Origin of the sequence: Pseudarthrobacter defluvii, from assembly GCF_030816725.1 — a bacterium.
In the GTDB taxonomy this organism is placed as follows: domain Bacteria; phylum Actinomycetota; class Actinomycetes; order Actinomycetales; family Micrococcaceae; genus Arthrobacter; species Arthrobacter defluvii_A.
This window is the reverse complement of record NZ_JAUSYG010000001.1, coordinates 2,276,695-2,291,432: the sequence shown is the minus strand read 5'-3', so window position 1 is coordinate 2,291,432 and position 14,738 is coordinate 2,276,695. Positions and strand designations below refer to the sequence as shown.

Here is a 14,738-nt window from a genome sequence, read left to right as displayed (position 1 = left end):
GTGGCGCGGACGGGTCAGTGGCCGCGGACGGGTTGGGGTGTGCCGGCGTCAACGCGGGCGGGCAGGGCGCGGTAGCGGATGTAGGTGGTGATGACGCGGGCGGCCACCATGGTCAGGGCCATGATGATGAAGGCCGCTGTCCAGGCATCGGCGCCGGTGATGGCGTTGCTGATGGAGAAGTCCCGGATCCCGGCTGCTGCCCAGCCGTTGGCTGATTCGGCGAAGGTGACCCGGCCGCCGATGACCAGAAGCCACAGCAGGGCGTAGGGGGCGCCAGCGGTGCTGGTGGCCTGGCCGGCGGGGTTGCGTTCGACCCGCATCAGGAGGGCCGCGAGGATGCCGAGGGCGATCCCGGCGCCGGCGCCGATGTAGTCCAGGGCGAGGTCGTTGCCCCCGGTGGGGATGTTGGAGAGCAGCAGGATCCCCGCGACGGCAGCCAGGATGATCGGCAGGATCAGTCGGCGGCGGGTGACCGGGCGGGTGCCCAGGTTCGTTGCGAGGATGAAGATCAGGAGGCCGGCGTTAAGCAGCCATTGGGTGGTGGTCATGTGGTTCTCCGGTGCGTTCTGAGGGCTGGTGGGGAGCCCGTCGGGGTGCTTTCTTCAAAGCTACGCAGCGGAGGCGGCGGCCGATTCGGCGCGTGGGTGGATTCGCGTTTGCGGTTTCTCCACCCTGGGGTGGAGACGGTCAGCCGGTGACCAGGCGGTGGCGGTACGCGTAGGCGACGAGCTGGGCCCGGTCGCGCATGCCGGTCTTGGCCAGCAGATGGTTGATGTGGGTTTTGATCGTGGAATCCGAAACGAACAACCGGTCGGCGATCTCCTTGTTGGACAGGCCTTCCGCTATCAGGACCAGGACCTCGGTTTCCCTGGCGGTCAGGGCGTTACCGCCGTCTGAACGGACGTCGGCAGGCTCGGGAGCGAGGGCTGTGTGGTCCCCGCGCCGCAGCGCCTCGAGGAGCCGGCGCTGGACGGTGGGATCGAGCTGGGCTTCACCGGCGGCGACGCTGAGCAGTGCATGCCGGATCTCTTCTGCGCCGGCGTCCTTGGTCAGGAACCCGCGCGCCCCGGCCCGGAGAGCTGCGAACACCCATTGGTCATCGGCGTAGGTGGTCAGCACGAGCACCTTGACCGCCGGCATTTCCCTGCTGAGGACTTCCGTGGCTTCCGCGCCGTTCATCACCGGCATGTTGAGATCCATGACGATGACGTCCGGCTGCAATGCCCTGGCCTGGCGGACGGCGTCGGCCCCGTCAACAGCGGTCCCGATGACGGTGATGCCCTCCAGCAGGCCCATGATCATCGACAAGCCGTCCCGGACGATCTTCTGGTCATCAGCGATCAGTACCCTGACCTCGGGTGCGTCCATGATGTTCCCCCGTTCGGTTCAGCGGCAATTCCGGGGAAGGCGCTGAGCCTGCGTTTACTCGGTGGCGCCAAACGGCTCCGGCTTGTGGAAGTATTCCACCATGAATCCAACCCGCCAATGGCTTACTCCACTAGGCCTGGCCATGGTTGCCCTCGTGGTCATTACCTCCGCCTTCGGCGGCCCCGGGTTCGCCGACGTGGGGGACGGTTTGCTGAACCTGATCTCGGCCCTGGTTTTCGCCGGCGCGGCCGTGCCCTTCCTGATCAAGGAACGCCTGCCCCCGGCGGTCTTCCTGCAGTTGACGGTGCTCATGGGCCTGGGGGTGCTGGGCATGCGCCTTGCCGATCCCACCGGCGAAGTCCTGGCCCTGTTCCTGCTCGCGGCGTTCGCACCCCTGCGCCCGCCGCGCCCGGCCCTGGCCGCGGTGACCCTGCTCGCGGCACTGGCGTTCAATGTCCTGCAGCTGAGCACGGGACACTCGGCTCTGACGCTGATCCTCGCCACCGACGCCGGAGCCGCGTTCTTCTTCCTGGTCGGCACGCTGCTGCGAAGGGAAAAGGAGCAGCGACTCCAGATCGCCGGGCTGCTCCACGAACTCGAGGCCAGCCGGGAGGCCGAGCGTGCTGCTTCCGTTGCCGCTGAACGCGGCCGGATGGCTCGGGAAGTCCACGACGTCCTGGCCCACACCCTCTCAGGACTCGTCCTGCATCTGGAAGGCGCACGCCTGCTTGCGTCAAGCACCGGCGCCGACGAAAGACTGCTCAAAGCCGTCACGCGTGCCCACAGTCTTTCCAAGTCTGGCCTGACAGAAGCCCGCCAAGCGGTGCAAGCCCTCCGCGGGGACACGGCGCCGGGGCCGGAGATGATCCGTTCCCTCATCGAGCAGCACAAGCTCGCCTCGGCGGGGGAGACGCGCTACACCGTCCACGGCGCGCCCGTTCCGTTGTCCGATGAGGCGGCTGTGGCGCTCTACAGAACGGTGCAGGAAGCGCTCTCGAATGTTCGGAAGCATGCGTCAGGGGCAGACGTCGACGCCGACCTTACCTGGGGAGAGGACCGGGTGGACCTGAAGATCAGCAACGCCGTGACCATCGGAAGATCATCACATTCCGGACGTGGCTTCGGTCTGAAAGGAATGGTTGAGCGGGCCGAGCTGGCCGGCGGAACCGCTGAAACCAGCCTCACCGACGACCGCTTCCACGTCTCGCTATCCCTCCCTATTAAGGCTGGGGCCCGATAATTCGTCCGACCCGCTGCTACGGTAGGAGTGGCTGCCGAATGCCAATAGGTGAGCGTAACAACCGCCTAATACGGGCCGCGCTCTGCGGTGCGCCCGGTTGAGTCGTTATCTATCCTTCGCGACTTGTAGACTTCCGGCGGCGTATGCCTTCTAGCCGGTGAGCTGCCAAAACCGCCGCTCAACTTGTTGGCCCATTAGGCCAGGATGGGGGCCCAAAGAAACAGTTGAGTTTGCCGACGACCTCGGAGTGGTTCTTTGTCACCCAGATTTGATTTTTAGCTAGCTAGGTCAGTTCTACGTGTTGTAGGGACGGAATTAGCGGGCCCCGGCTTCCTTGACTTCGTCGGGGTGAGTTGAGCCGTGAGTCCAGCAGGCCTGCCGCGACTGCGGGAGCGAGCCCGGGTGCGAGCGGGAGGCGGGGCCATCGGCCGCGGCGCTCTAGCATTAGTGGATGGAAGACGATCGGGAATACTCAGCGGAAGAGCGTCGAAGCTACACGGCCGTCTGTCCGTTCTGCGGTGAGACGGCATACCCGACCTGGCAGCGCGTCTACGATGAAACCGACCCCGGGTCAGCCGAGAAGTGGAAACTGGCGTTACTTGAGTGCCTTACCCCTGGATGCCCGGACTCCCGTTATGACGCATAGCCATCCGAGCAATGGCCCCGTCGACCTCCACGCGGGTCCTGTCTCTTTTTCCAAGGCATTACCGCACGCTAATGGAGCCAGGATGTGCCCACTCCTGGAGGGCCCCAAGGTGTTCGCGCAGGCCCGGGTATGCGCTGTCGGCCAGAAACTTTTCAAAGTCCTTCCGGGCCAGTGACTTCTTGGCCTCATCGAGGTACGTGACGGAGGACATACCTTTTGTCCATAATTTGGGATGGGCGTCTCATTAGGAGCTCCCGGGAGGGCGAAATCGGACGTCCGTCTCGGGTTCGTGTCATCGGCAGCCATTTCAGCTCTGCCGCCCGTGGTGCGGGAACTCCTCTCGCAATGGCCTGGCATTGACCTGGAACTCCGGGAGGAAACCACCGACGCCCAGATTCAACTCATTGCCGCCGGAGCCCTCGATGCCGGAATCGCCAGGGAAGTCCGAAACGTGGCGGGCCTCAGTTCGACGCTCCTGCAAAATGAACGCCTCGTCGTGGCCGTCCCGACAGACCACCCCTGGCCCACCGGACCTCAGTCGGGCTCGCCGAACTGAAGGGGGAGAGGTTCATTGCCTTCCCGCGCGACCGGATCTCGCGGCTTTTCGACCACATCGCTGCGCTGCTTCATGCCGCCGACGTCGACTTCGACCTCTCGCAGCAAGCCGTCCAGTTCCCGACCATCCTCGGACTGGTGGCCGCCCACTTGGGCATCGCAGTTGTCCCGGAATCCCTCCGCGCCTTCGCCATCCCCGGCCTTGCGTACCTGGACATCCAGGACGCCAGCGCCGTATCCCGCGTCAGCCTGATCTACAGCAACGACATGACCGACTCACCCCCGCATCGCCAAAGTCAGACAAGCCTGCCGACAGACAATGGGAACCCCAAAGTTGGCCCCGCTGAACGCTGGATAACTGGCGTGCTTGGTCACTTCGGCGCACGGGGAAACGTGTTGAAGCCCGAAGGCACTGCTGATGAGGGCGAAGTGGCTGAAGGCTTTCGGCGTGTTTCCGAGCTGCCACGCCGCCTGGCCGTCCCATTCCTCGCTGAGCAGGCCAAGGTCGTTGCGAAGCGCCAGGAGCCGTTCGACGAGTTCGGTTGCTTCGGTGCTCCGGCCTGCCCCGAGGATGGCATCGACGAGCCAGAAGGAGCAGGCCAGAAAGACGCCCTCCCCGCCGGGCAATCCGTCGTTGCTGCGCTCTGGCTTGTACCGCAGCACGAACCCGTCCTGAGTCAGGTTGCGCTGGATGCCGTCGACGGTGCCCAGCGCGTGGGGTGGCACGGGGGGCGGGAACCGGACGCGGGGGATCAACAGCATGCTCGCGTCCAATCCCTTGCTGCCATGGGACTGGACGAATGAATTCAATTCTGAATCGAAGCGCTGTTGCATGAATCGCGGTGGATGCTGTCAAGTAGGTCTTCCCAGCGTTCCGCTGGGCCCGGGAGGTGGAAGTCACGGGGGCCTTTTGCCATCCTGTCTACCGCCACCCAGGCCATGACTTTGGAGTGGGTGAAATGGCGGCGGGGTCGCCGCATCTCCCAGTGCCCGTTGTCGGGCTGTTGCCAGACTCCCTCGAGGTGGTCTATCAGGGCGATCCGGATGTCCCAGGAATCGTCAGGGGAGTGCAGCAACGCGTTGCGGGTGAGGGAGAGCCGGATTGCTGAGACAACCTGCGGCGGTATTTGGCCGTGCCGCCTTCGGCCAAGCTTTCCGCAAGTTGGCCAGTAGATAAATGGTGCGGCCGGAACAGTTCATCACGCATGGAAGCACGAAGGGCTGAGCGGCAGCTGCGACAGTACCGATGCCGCGGACTGTTGCCTTAACGCAAGTAACAGGGCTAGCGTATCGTCACATAATCCCAGGCGGGGAGTGATGCTGTCTGTCATGCAGCCCGGTTGAAGCACCGTCGGACACACGGCAGCCAAATTCGCCCTCGAAGGGTTCCTCGCGCCACCGGGCCACAAGCCCCTGCATGGAAGGAACGGCCATGGTCGATCGTATTGCTCAGATTTGGGGGACCCGCACTCCGTATGCACGGGATGAGCGGTGGCCGGTCCGGGTGGACCAGGTCCTTGCCGAGGGTGTGAACGAAGCTGAGGTGGAGCGGTGGGTGCAGTCGGCATGCGTGCTGTGCAGCAACGGATGCGGCATCGATATCGCAGTGAAGGACGGGGCCATGGTCGGGGTCCGCGGCAGGTCTGTGGACACCGTCAACCATGGCCGTCTTGGACCGAAGGGCCTGTTCGCGAGCTGGCAGGGGGTGAGCAACCAGGACCGCATCACCAAGCCCCTGGTCCGTGAAAACGGGGTGCTGGTCGAGTCGGACTGGGATACGGCGATGGACCGCATCGTCGCCCGCAGCAGGAGACTGCTGGATGAAAAGGGCCCTCTCTCGCACGGTTTTTACACGAGCGGGCAGTTGTTCCTTGAGGAGTACTACGCTCAGGCCATCGTCGGCAAAGCGGGGATCGGCACGCCTCACATGGACGGCAATACGAGGCTTTGCACCGCGACCGCGGCGGCGGCCATGAAGGAATCCTTTGGCTCTGACGGCCAGCCCGGCAGTTATGTCGACATAGATGAATGTGATGCCATGTTCCTGTTTGGGCATAACATGGCCGAAAGCCAGACCGTCCTGTGGATGCGTGTCCTGGACCGGATTGCCGGCCCGGACAAGCCCAGAGTTGTGTGCGTGGACCCCCGCGACACCGAAGTCGCCCGCAACGCAGAAGTCCACTTGCCGGTCCGGCCCGGCACCAATCTGGCCTTGATGCACGGGCTGGTACGGGAACTGTTCATCAGCGGTTGGATCGACCAGGACTACATCGACCGGCACACAATGAACGTCGATGAGCTTCGGAGAACGGTTGAACCGTGGACTCCCGAGGCGGTGGCACAAACCTGCGGCGTCGATGCGGAGGATGTTCGCCGGGCGGCGGAAATCTTTGGGACCTCGGACCGGGTGCTGTCCACGGTCTTGCAGGGCTTCTACCAATCGTCCCAAGCCACGGCATCCTCCTGCGCGGTGAACAACCTGCACCTGCTCAGGGGGCTTTTAGGCAAGCCGGGCTGCGGGATACTGCAAATGAACGGCCAGCCAACAGCCCAGAACAACCGCGAATGCGGGGCCGATGGGGACCTGTCCGGGTTCCGGAACTGGGAAAACCCCGAGCACGTCCAAGAACTTGCCGATTTGTGGAACGTCGACGCCGCAATCATCCCGCACTGGGCTCCACCTACCCACGCCATGCAGATCTTCCGGTACGTCGAGCAGGGATCGATTGAATTCCTGTGGATCTCAGCAACCAACCCGGCCGTGTCGATGCCGCAGCTGCCACGGATCCGGGAGATCCTCAACGCTGACAGCCTGTTCCTGGTCGTGCAGGACCTCTACCTGACCGAGACCGCCCAATACGCCGATGTGGTGCTGCCGGCGGCGGCGTGGGGAGAGAAAACCGGGACGTTCACCAACGTGAACCGCACAGTGCACCTGTCGGAGAAAGCGGTGGAACCTCCGGGACAGGCCCGCAGCGACCTGGATACATTCCTGGACTACTCCCGGCGCATGGGCTTCACGCAGCGTGACGGATCGCCCCTGCTGGACTGGAAAGGGCCGGAGGACGCGTTCACCGCTTGGAAGGAATGTACGCGCGGGCGTCCCTGTGACTACACCGGCATCACCTACGACAAACTCCGCGGCGGCAGCGGCGTCCCCTGGCCGTGCAACGAGGACCATCCAGATGGCACAGTGCGTATGTACCGTGACGGAGTGTTCGCCACCGACCCCGACTACTGCGAAACCTACGGCCATGACCTGCTGACCGGAGCCACGGTCGGCCCGGCAGCCTACAAGGCAATGAACCCGGCAGGGCGGGCCATCTTCAAAACTGCCCCCTACCAGCCGGCGCACGAGACCCCGGATGAGGACTACCCCTTCCGGTATACGACCGGGCGCACTGTGTACCACTTCCACACGCGCACGAAGACGGCCAGATCCCCCCAGCTGAACCAGGCAGCGCCCGACGCATGGGTGGAGATGTCCGTTAACGACGCCCAGTCCGCGGGGCTGGTGGAAGGCGACCTTGTCCAGGTCGAATCACGCCGGGGACATATCACCGCCCCGGTACGGGTCAGCGGGATCCGGGATGGCAGCATCTTCGCCCCGTTCCACTACGGGTACTGGGACGAGGGGGGAACACCAAACAGCAGGCACCGGGCCGCGAACGAACTGACCATCACTGAATGGGATCCCGTCTCCAAACAGCCCGTCCTGAAGAACGCAGCGGTCCGCGTCACAAAGATCGCCGACGGTGTGGGACCAGCCCTTGCCCCAACCACCACAGCCTCGCGCCCCGCGACCCAAGGACGGGGAGGCAAACGGGTGCTGCCCACGGCGGGCGGGCCGGCAGCACAGGCCAAGGAGACAATCGCACCAGTCGAACCCCCGGCGGTGGCCACCAAGGAGGAACACTCATGAAGCTTCCCGTCTACCTGGGCCTGCTGCACAAGTCCGAAGGCACCCTCGCCGAATCCTTCCGACAGGTATCCGAAGGGCACGGGCACGAGCCCGACGTCCACTTCCTCTGCCAGACGCTGGCGGCACAATGCGACGAACACCAAAAGGCACTTCAGCCCGTCATCAACCGGTACGGCGAGGTCGATGCCGACGACGAACCAGAAAGACTGCATTCCGACGGGCTCCAGGACACCCGAACAGGTCCCGTTGGGCTGCTGAGAGACCTCCAGGACCTCTACCTCCTCGCGAGCCTCGTCGACACCACTTGGACCATGATCAAGCAAGCCGCGCAAGGACTAAGGGACAAGGAACTCCTGGACATCATTACCGCCTGCGACGGGCAAACCGGCACCCAACTCAAATGGCTGCAAACCCGAATGAAACAAGCAGCCCCCCAGGCCCTCATCATCGCTGAATGAATCCTCGTTTCCGCCTTCGTCCACCGCGGTAGTCGTCCCATGCACAAGGCCAATAATGGACCTTCCGTCGGGCTACGGCCACGGGGTTACGGTTCGAAGACGCCGTCGGACCGGTTCCCAGGCGCGGCGGGGAGAGGAGTGTTGGTCGCGGGTTTCGTACCCATCTGTTCGGCAAGACGGTACGCGCTCCCGTGACGGGGGCCCTGCACCCCCTCATGGATGCTCTCGAAGTCTCGAAGGCTTGGCCCTCCAGTAACTCATCTCTTCGGGAACCGGACCGACACCGGTAATTTTTCGTTACTGGGGATGAGCGGACTCTGGTTCGTCGGAGGGTTTGGGCAGCAGGCGGCGGGCGGATTCGTCGAGAAGGTGACGGACCTCGCCAACGCGGTCGATGTTGTATCCGCACTGGTACATCACGTGCTCAAGCTCTGCAAGGGCGTTGCGCAGCACCGGTACGTGTGCATGTTGGATTACGGCGGGCAAGGCGCCGTCGAGGACCTCTTCGAAGTCCTTCTTGTCAGTTTCGTGGAGTCTGGGTACCAGGCGCGCGAAAGAGCGGATCAGCTCAGCGCAGGTCTGGACCTGGCTGGAATCGACGGTGCCGATGATGAGGGTGCTCAGCGCTGCCATGCCCAGCGGCACAGCCCCGTCCAAATAAACTACGGGCAACTCTTCCTGTTCTAGAGAGCGGTTGGATCTGTCCCGCTCTCCGCTGATCATCCACCGTCCCAGTAGGTCGCTCAGTGACCGGATTGCAGCGGTGGCGGTGTTCGGGCTTTGGGAGGCGCTGGTGCCGGTTGCCCAAGCAATGTTCTCCAGTTGGTCAATGGCGTAACCGGCCTCGGCATCGACGTCGCGGATGTCGTCGATTCCGAATGCTGCAAGGACGCGGTCATCGTGTGAGGAATCATCTGGGCTTACGCCGACCAAGCGGACTACTACTTCATCGAAAACCAAGTACTCACCCAGCCGGCCTTCCACCAGAACCTCTGTGTGCGGACCAGCGGCCCGGGCAATCTGGGCAAGCCTGTCGACGTCGATTGTGACCACGTAACCACTATCCAGTACCCGCACCTTCCGCTCAGGCGCGCCCTCGGCGCTTATCCTCCGCTTGCGCGTCCGCCCCAGGAGGACAAGTTCGTTCTCGCGTGCCCGCAGCGCAAGTTCATGGATGGAACGCACGACCGACTGCGGGCGCATTTGGTCGATGGTCCCGTGAATGAGCAGAAGCAGGGCCACCAGCGCCGCCACGGTCAGGAACAATGTGATGGCTGCCCCGTACACGGGCGCCGGGTCATCCCGTGCCAGGCCGAGAACAAGGAAGGTGAAGGCGGTGGCCCCCACGAAGAACCCGAAATAGGCTTGGTTGGCACGTCGGCGCAGGAACTGGTCGAAGACCACGGAGGTCAGTGAACTCGCGGTCTGTTGCACGGCCAGCAGCAGCACTGAAAACGTAATCGACGTGACGGTCAGGAGGCTTGTCGCAACTGCTGATACGAAGTCTGATGCCCCTTTGGCAGGCACGATGGCCGCCGCAACACTTCGCAGCGGCGTCTGATTCCCGCCCACAATATCCAGGACTGACACGAGCACGCCCCCGACGCAGAAAGCGGCCGTAATCAGCAGAGGCACCCTGAGGAACTCGTCGACGCCACGCCGGACCCGGCCCGCCTCGTGCATGCGGCCAGAACTGCGCAGCGGATCACTAACTGCAGAATTCCTGCCCTTGCTGGTGTCCCATCCGCTCATGCCCACTCCTTCAAAGGGTCAATAACAGTGGTAAGCGGCGTCCCAGTGAGTTGCCTCCGGCTTGCTGTCCCGTCCGCGTCACTGTCAAGTATGCTCGCTACGGAGTTTGGCGGTCAGGTCCATTCCCAAAGTTCTTAGGTCCCGAATTTGTACCTCTGCACATAGATCTGTCCGGGCTGCTTTATGGGGTTAGGTCATGGTGGCGACGGCGAAGAGTCCGGCGACGCCGATGAGGTAGAGGATGAGGACGACCACGGGGAATGGAAGCCTTCGGCAGTGGTGAGGACGCCCAGCGCTGGCTGAAACAGTCCTTTTGCAGACACTCCCCTGTCGATTCTAAAGAGCCGATAGTGGATATTTTGTCAGGCTGGCGCCGAAAGGGGCTCCGAGACTACGATTTCGGCTCCTTAGGCAAGGAAGATTTTGCCTTAGCCTTCGCACTCGACGCAGTATGAATGGCCGTTGCTCTCGCGCGCCAGCTGGGACCGGTTGCCGGACGAGAAAACAGGAATAGCATGTGAACTCGTCAGCGGCTTGGGGAATCACTTGCACGATGAGCTCGTCGGCGATGATTTCCCCGCCAGGCGTCAGCCCTTCGTCCAGGGCGTCGGCTTCGTCCAGCTCGGTGACGACGCTGCGCGCATCAGGGGTTTTTACAGACTGTACGTCCTCCAGAGAGCGCTCCTGGGACTCCTTGACGTCGGGACGGACTTCGTCATAGTCGGCTGCCACGTTGTGCTTCTCGTTTCCTCGTTGCCTGGTGATTATCCTCTTCTGAGGCTGCAACGTGCGCGCTTGCGCGGTTGTTCCCGGGCCTAACTGGCCAATAGAAGGCGCCAAGCGGGACCCCTGCTCGTGGCGGCCACTGGTGAAGCTCCGATCAAATAGCGGTTGACCGGAGCTTCGGTACATTATGGTCGTTGGTGCCTGAGAATTCGCTGGAAGCCCAGCTCGCCGTAATTTAACTCCACGGACCATTTGTACTCCCCCAGCGCCCTTCCATCGGGCCGCTGATGGCCGACGTTCCGTCAACCTAGCAAGTTGCGATTGCCTTGGCGACCTTTTGCATGAGCTGAGGAGCTCACCGCGATGTAAGCGTGCCTCGACACTGCCCTTCTGTCCAGCTTCGCGTGATTTACGGCATTTCGTACGGCAGGGCTTTGTAGGCGGTGTGTTTGTTCATGTTCCAGCCTGCGACGATTCCGGAGCCGATCATTTGGTCGCTGAGTCGTGCGAGGCGGTAGGCGGGGTCGGTGTCGAGGGCGAGTTGGAGGAATTGGTGTGCTTTGCTGCCTCTGCCTTCCCACCAGTTGATGTAGCCGATGGTGGTGAGGACCGGGGCAGCGTGTTGGGGGCTGGTGCGGGTGTAGGCGTGCAGGAGTAGTTGCTGTGCCCACTCGATGCGCGACCACTTGGGGGCGCCGTCGGTTTGTGCAAAGAGGATGCTTTGCAGTGGCTCTTCCAGGTCTGGGATGTCGGCGATGAGGCGGTCGCGGATGGCCGGGAACTGGAGGTTTGCGACCAAGGCGTGTGAATCGTCGTCGCTGGGGAAGGATGCAGTGTCCAGCATGCCGGCCCAGAGCTCCCGGGCTTGCCTCGTTGCGGTACCGGCGGACATGGATCGGATGGTGTCCATGTGGTGTTCGACGGCGGCGGCGTTAGCAAGTGCCTCTCTGGTGGCTGGGAGTGTGATCTGGTCGGTGGGTTGGACGGCGCTGCCGCGGTAGATGAACTCGGCGTTGATTGCGCTGGTCTGGGTGGAGCTGACGGGCAGGGCGAGTTCGTGGCCGGGTTCGCCGTCGTATGGGGAGAAGGTGTCGTCGCCGACGAAGAGCCCGTCGCGGATGGTGATGCCTTGTTCGGCGAGGACTCCGGTGAGTGCGGCGATGGTGCCGGCGTGGGGTTTGGGCTGTCCGGGTTGCCAGGGTGCGCTGGTGTAGACGGCGAAGATCAGTGACGTCGCGGTGGTGTCGCTGGTGAGGTAGTGGGCGACGGTTCGGGCGTAGGGGAGTTCCTGGCCGGGCTGGCGGGGGAGATCGATCCGTAGGGTGGCGCCGATGCTGTTCTCGTTGAGGGTGATGCAGACCAGGCTTTCTTTTGGCCAGAACCCGAGTGTGTGCCCGATGAAGCTGAGGACATCCGGTGGCGTTTTGATGGTGAGTTTTTCCATCATCCCTGTTCTCCTTGACCCTTGAGTTGCCTTGTTCCTGTGGTTGTTGGTGGTGAGCGTCGTTCTGGTAGGGGACCATCCGCTGGGTTGAGGGGCCGGAGTGCAACTTGGGGGACCGGCGCCGGGGACGAAAACTTCATCGCCATGCAGTGCCTCCGGTGCGATCATGGAGAAGTTTTCGGTTCCGGGGTCGGCGCGGTAGCGCCCTGGTTGCGCGGAGGACCCGCCCAGCGATCATGGGATATATCAGAATGACAAGCAGCGATACAGCTTCCACTCATTCATCGGACTAGGCAGATCGAGCAGCATGACCACTCCAAGATGGCTGAGCTGCAAGCAATGCCCGGAGACCTTTCAAAACGACACTGGGAGCGGGGCGGCAGGGACCATCGGGCGTTTGTGGGTGTCAGCGATGTGCTGGTCGCATGGCTTCGATGTCGAGTTCGAGCGCGATCTTCTGGTCCTGGGGGAGGAAGCGAACGGACTTTTCGTAAAGGGCGAGGCCTGCGGTCCAGTTTTCCCAACGGCCGTCGCTGCGCAGGACGCCCGGGCGGTGTAGGGCGGCGGCGGTGAGGATTGCGGTGACGACAACGTCGTAGGGTTTGTTCTCGGTTTTACAGAACCAGGCATGGTGCCCACTGCCGGCGGCGTTTGCGCTAGGGAGGGAGAAAGTCTCGTAGGCTTCACCTGCTGCGGCGAACCCGTTCAGCTTGATGCCGTGTGCTTCGATGAGGACCGGCAGCCCTTCGCCGCGGGGCCCGCAGACTGTGACGCCGGAAGCTTCGATGATTTTTGCGGCCTCAGCGATGACTTGGGGCGTGGCGATCAAGCCGCGAAAGTAGTGGGTGTAGCCCATGCGCTGCTCCTTCGATAGTCAGGAGCGACTCTAATCCCTCAACAAGTTGAAGGGGGATGCCGGCGTGGAAGTAATGACCTAGATTTTCTGCTGTCGAGGGGCGGCGGTGCCCTCGAGGAGGACCGGAATAGCTGATCGGATAGAGGGTAGTATGCGTGTAGACAATGTCCACGCGTGCCGTCTCAGAATGCCTCGTGTAGCCTTCGGTTTCGACCGGATTACGCATGTTGCCGGCCGGGAATGCAGTTCGAGTCCCACCTTGGGCACGCAGAGCCCCTCGTCAGAGGGGGTTTTTGCTTTAAGCGTGTCTACAAAGCTTTGGCCCGTCGACTCTGACGGTGGTTCGCGGCCGTGGCCTGGCCGCCGCGGTGGCCTATTCAGGTGTGTGGGTGGCGGGCTCAGTGCCCTGGCTGGTGGGCTCACCGCCTGCTGTTTATGGGTGGCAGGTGGTTCCTCGTTCCGGTTCTGTCGGGTTGGTCTGGGGTGGCCAACACCTGTTCATGGCTTTGCGGTGCGGGAACGACATGACGAAGACCTCTCTGGTGCGGAACGGTCTCGGAAGGCCGCTCTTGGTTGCGCCGGAGGACGTGGTCGTGTATTTGTCCGGCCAAGGGAGGTGTGGACTGTGTCCACAGCTACGTCTGCTTCTTGGAGTGGCCGTAGGGGTCGTGTCCACTGTCCGGTTCAGGGATATGAATTCATTTCGGCGGCGTCAGAAAAGAAACAAACCGAGCCCAGCCGGACCCTACACACCACCGCTCGACGTCAGGTTGGGGTGTGCCCCACCTGGTTGACCTCGATGCCTGCGGCAGGATGCCTGTTCGTTGTTGGATGTACCGCGCAACCCGCGCGACCGGGCGGCCTGTACGCGGACGACGCTGTAGGTTGCCCGACTTAGAGACCTAAATGGTCCCTCTGCTCCAGCAGGCGGGACACCCCGTAGCCAATCGCCAGGCCCCAGAAGGCTGCATGGATGTTGAAGAGGTTCATGCCGCTGCCGCCGTCGCGAGGCGCCCGGAAACCTTGTACACCTACATCCTCACCGGGTCCGCGGACTGCGCGGCGGAGCTTTCCAGCCCTGCCTCTAAGTTTGCAGAGCTGTTGATCCGGGACATAGGGAGCATCCCGGGCGTTAGATCGGCCGCCACGTATCCCGTCCTCAGCTATCCCAGAACGATGCACCAGTGGAATCCCGGCGTCCTGACGCCGGAAGAAATTGAGGTGATGGGCGGAACCCGCTACTCGAAGGCACCGACCGCCCTGGAACACGTGGAGCAACTGGGAAAAGAGGACCGGCAACTTCTCAGGGCACTGGAACGCGATGGCCGCGCCAGTTACGAGGAACTGGCGCGCATCACGGGACTCTCGGTGCAGACGACCCAGCGCAGGGTGGAGCGGATGCGGCGCGAGGGGACAGTGTTCATCCGCGCAGTCTTCGAGCCTGCGCTGCTCGGATTGCCGGTAGAGGTGCTGCTGTGGGTCAAAGTGCCGTTTCCGGAACTGGACCGCGTGGAAGCGGAAATGCTTCCTTCCCCGTCAGTCCGGTACGCCGCGGTACTCGCCGGTGACTTCCAGCTTGTTGTCGATGCCGTCTTTCCCAGCCGCGCCGCACTTTCCACGTACCTGAAAGAGTCCCAGTGGGCCACCCGGGCCCATGCCATCGAGCCGGCCGTGGTGGTAGACGCCCTAAAGCGCAGCGGAACAATGGCACTGTCGTTCGGCGAAGACCTCGGCGGGTACAGCTCCTGACGCGTGGGTCGCCCTCGCGGTG

The 14,738-nt window shown here is 63.1% G+C and carries 10 protein-coding genes and 3 pseudogenes; 5 read left to right on the top strand and 8 right to left on the bottom strand.

Annotated features, from left to right (window positions below):
• Window positions 1-14 precede the first annotated feature (14 nt).
• Window positions 15-548: a hypothetical protein gene (locus QF031_RS10785; protein WP_307427673.1), complete on the bottom strand. Its 534-nt coding sequence runs from the start codon at window positions 546-548 to the stop codon at window positions 15-17.
• 139 nt (window positions 549-687) lie between these two features.
• Window positions 688-1,368, bottom strand: coding sequence for a response regulator (locus tag QF031_RS10780; protein WP_307427671.1), 681 nt, complete (start codon window positions 1,366-1,368; stop codon window positions 688-690).
• A 100-nt stretch (window positions 1,369-1,468) separates the two neighbouring features.
• On the opposite strand from QF031_RS10780, the gene QF031_RS10775 reads away from it, so the two are divergent.
• Window positions 1,469-2,608, top strand: coding sequence for a sensor histidine kinase (locus QF031_RS10775; RefSeq protein ID WP_307427668.1), 1,140 nt, complete (start codon window positions 1,469-1,471; stop codon window positions 2,606-2,608).
• Window positions 2,609-3,312: 704 nt separating this feature from the next.
• On the opposite strand, the gene QF031_RS10770 is transcribed toward QF031_RS10775, so the two are convergent.
• Window positions 3,313-3,465, bottom strand: a complete 153-nt coding sequence (locus tag QF031_RS10770) for a hypothetical protein (RefSeq protein ID WP_307427666.1) — start codon at window positions 3,463-3,465, stop codon at window positions 3,313-3,315.
• A 21-nt stretch (window positions 3,466-3,486) separates the two neighbouring features.
• Here QF031_RS10770 and QF031_RS21485 point away from each other — a divergent pair.
• A pseudogene (locus tag QF031_RS21485) lies at window positions 3,487-4,040 on the top strand (LysR family substrate-binding domain-containing protein); the annotation flags it as partial.
• Between the two features lie 45 nt (window positions 4,041-4,085).
• On the opposite strand, the pseudogene QF031_RS10755 reads toward QF031_RS21485, so the two are convergent.
• Window positions 4,086-4,906: pseudogene (locus QF031_RS10755) on the bottom strand (glycoside hydrolase family 15 protein); the annotation flags it as partial.
• Window positions 4,907-5,241: 335 nt separating this feature from the next.
• Between QF031_RS10755 and QF031_RS10750 the strand changes: the two are divergent.
• Together QF031_RS10750 and QF031_RS10745 are read left to right on the top strand one after the other, a co-directional pair.
• Window positions 5,242-7,731, top strand: coding sequence for a molybdopterin oxidoreductase family protein (locus QF031_RS10750; protein WP_307427659.1), 2,490 nt, complete (start codon window positions 5,242-5,244; stop codon window positions 7,729-7,731).
• Window positions 7,728-8,189 carry a hypothetical protein gene (locus tag QF031_RS10745; protein WP_307427657.1) on the top strand — a complete coding sequence of 154 codons (462 nt, stop codon included), beginning with the start codon at window positions 7,728-7,730 and terminating at the stop codon, window positions 8,187-8,189. Before QF031_RS10750 ends, QF031_RS10745 begins: the two co-directional genes overlap by 4 nt.
• 297 nt (window positions 8,190-8,486) lie before the next feature.
• Here the strand turns inward: QF031_RS10745 and QF031_RS10740 are convergent, their stop codons facing one another.
• The 4 genes and pseudogenes from QF031_RS10740 to QF031_RS10725 form a co-directional block, all read right to left on the bottom strand.
• Window positions 8,487-9,941 (bottom strand): DUF2254 family protein, encoded by a 1,455-nt coding sequence (locus QF031_RS10740; protein WP_307427655.1) that lies wholly within the window; start codon window positions 9,939-9,941, stop codon window positions 8,487-8,489.
• Window positions 9,942-10,369: 428 nt separating this feature from the next.
• Window positions 10,370-10,673: pseudogene (locus QF031_RS10735) on the bottom strand (DUF4193 domain-containing protein).
• 403 nt (window positions 10,674-11,076) lie between these two features.
• Entirely contained in the window at window positions 11,077-12,114 is a 1,038-nt protein-coding gene (locus QF031_RS10730; protein WP_307427653.1) for a DUF4192 domain-containing protein, read from the bottom strand.
• Between the two features lie 403 nt (window positions 12,115-12,517).
• Window positions 12,518-12,967, bottom strand: a complete 450-nt coding sequence (locus QF031_RS10725; RefSeq protein ID WP_307427651.1) for a hypothetical protein — start codon at window positions 12,965-12,967, stop codon at window positions 12,518-12,520.
• A 969-nt stretch (window positions 12,968-13,936) separates the two neighbouring features.
• Here QF031_RS10725 and QF031_RS10720 point away from each other — a divergent pair.
• Window positions 13,937-14,716 carry an Lrp/AsnC family transcriptional regulator gene (locus tag QF031_RS10720; RefSeq protein WP_307427649.1) on the top strand — a complete coding sequence of 260 codons (780 nt, stop codon included), beginning with the start codon at window positions 13,937-13,939 and terminating at the stop codon, window positions 14,714-14,716.
• The last annotated feature ends 22 nt before the right edge of the window (window positions 14,717-14,738 follow it).

Coding starts and splice junctions, on each gene's coding strand:
- QF031_RS10720 (WP_307427649.1), top strand. CDS start 13,937: ATGGATGTTGAAGAGGTTCATGCCGCTGCCGCCGTCGCGAGGCGCCCG.
- QF031_RS10745 (WP_307427657.1), top strand. CDS start 7,728: ATGAAGCTTCCCGTCTACCTGGGCCTGCTGCACAAGTCCGAAGGCACC.
- QF031_RS10730 (WP_307427653.1), bottom strand. CDS start 12,114: ATGATGGAAAAACTCACCATCAAAACGCCACCGGATGTCCTCAGCTTC.
- QF031_RS10750 (WP_307427659.1), top strand. CDS start 5,242: ATGGTCGATCGTATTGCTCAGATTTGGGGGACCCGCACTCCGTATGCA.
- QF031_RS10785 (WP_307427673.1), bottom strand. CDS start 548: ATGACCACCACCCAATGGCTGCTTAACGCCGGCCTCCTGATCTTCATC.
- QF031_RS10780 (WP_307427671.1), bottom strand. CDS start 1,368: ATGGACGCACCCGAGGTCAGGGTACTGATCGCTGATGACCAGAAGATC.
- QF031_RS10725 (WP_307427651.1), bottom strand. CDS start 12,967: ATGGGCTACACCCACTACTTTCGCGGCTTGATCGCCACGCCCCAAGTC.
- QF031_RS10740 (WP_307427655.1), bottom strand. CDS start 9,941: ATGAGCGGATGGGACACCAGCAAGGGCAGGAATTCTGCAGTTAGTGAT.
- QF031_RS10775 (WP_307427668.1), top strand. CDS start 1,469: ATGAATCCAACCCGCCAATGGCTTACTCCACTAGGCCTGGCCATGGTT.
- QF031_RS10770 (WP_307427666.1), bottom strand. CDS start 3,465: ATGTCCTCCGTCACGTACCTCGATGAGGCCAAGAAGTCACTGGCCCGG.